Source organism: Muricoccus pecuniae, assembly GCF_014199205.1.
Lineage (GTDB): Bacteria > Pseudomonadota > Alphaproteobacteria > Acetobacterales > Acetobacteraceae > Roseomonas > Roseomonas pecuniae.
Genome location: NZ_JACIJD010000090.1, coordinates 1 through 1,130, shown reverse-complemented (window position 1 = coordinate 1,130; position 1,130 = coordinate 1). Strand labels below are relative to the sequence as shown.

Here is a 1,130-nt window from a genome sequence, read left to right as displayed (position 1 = left end):
CTGTCGCGCGGCACCACCCAGCAGACCCGGTCCACCATCCCCGCCCCGATCAGCCGGCTCGCCGCCAGCACGGGAAGCAGCGACTTGCCCCCGCCCGGGGTGACGGCGGCGAGGATGTCCCGCGCCTCCGTCTCGCCCGTGGCGATCGCCTCCACCACGCCGGCGAGGCGCTGCTGGTGCGAGCGGAGACGGCGGTGGGTCAAGACGGGAGGCGTAAGGAAGCGTGCATCGCAAGACACTGATTCAACGTGATTCCGGTGTCTAGGCCTCACCGAACCTTGCACCTCGGCAAGGTTAGGATATATAAGTTGTATATCCTACGAGGATCACATGACCCGGACTACTCTCTTCAAGAGCAACCGGACGCAGGCTGTACGTCTGCCGAAGGATGTGGCCTTTCCAGAAAGCGTTAGGGAAGTCTCGATCCTGCGTGATGGCACGCACCGGATCATCGTACCGGCTGATGCCAGTTGGGACGACTTCTTCGGCGCACCCGGTATTGACCTGCCGGATCGCGAGCAACCGCAGGCCGAGGAACGCGAGCGCTTCTGATGCTGCGCTATCTGCTGGACACGAATCTCTGCATCCGAGTTCTGCGAGACCGACCGCAGGGCTTGCGGACCCGGTTCAACACCGAGGTTGGCTCGCTCTGCATCTCGACCGTGGTGCTGATGGAGTTGCTGCACGGTGCCGGTAAGTCGGCACGCCCGATTGAGAACCGGCGGGAGGTGGAGCGCTTCGCAGCCCGGTTGGATGTACTGGCCTTTGACGCAGATGCGGCGGCGCATGCGGCAGAGATCCGCACAGCACTGGAGCGCGTCGGGCAGGTCATTGGTGCTTACGATCTGATGATTGCAGGCCATGCAAGGAGCCGCGGGCTGGTCGTGGTCACCGGCAACCTCAGCGAGTTCTGCCGCGTGGAGGGACTACGATGTGAGGACTGGCTATTGCCAGCGAACTCAAACTAACGAAAGAAATCAAAGCGATAGGCCGATATTTGACATAATCTATATTACGCGACATACAGGTGTGGGCGCGGTGGGTTCTATTTTGAAGTGCGACAGGCGTTGTTTTCTCTGAGCTTTGTCGTCCGGAGCACCCCTCCATGGTTGCCTGCTACACCCAACTAA

3 protein-coding genes are annotated in these 1,130 nt (G+C 61.2%); 2 read left to right on the top strand and 1 reads right to left on the bottom strand.

Features of this window, described 5'->3' with window-relative positions:
* Positions 1 to 203 (bottom strand): hypothetical protein (locus tag FHS87_RS23320; RefSeq protein WP_456306621.1); only part of this gene is annotated, 203 nt, incomplete at its 3' end.
* Between the two features lie 127 nt (positions 204 to 330).
* Between FHS87_RS23320 and vapB the strand changes: the two genes are divergently transcribed.
* Together vapB and vapC are read left to right on the top strand one after the other, a co-directional pair.
* Positions 331 to 552, top strand: coding sequence for a type II toxin-antitoxin system VapB family antitoxin (gene vapB, locus FHS87_RS23315; RefSeq protein ID WP_184522319.1), 222 nt, complete (start codon positions 331 to 333; stop codon positions 550 to 552).
* Positions 552 to 968 (top strand): type II toxin-antitoxin system tRNA(fMet)-specific endonuclease VapC, encoded by a 417-nt coding sequence (gene vapC / locus FHS87_RS23310; protein WP_184522316.1) that lies wholly within the window; start codon positions 552 to 554, stop codon positions 966 to 968. Before vapB ends, vapC begins: the two co-directional genes overlap by 1 nt.
* Positions 969 to 1,130: the final 162 nt, after the last annotated feature.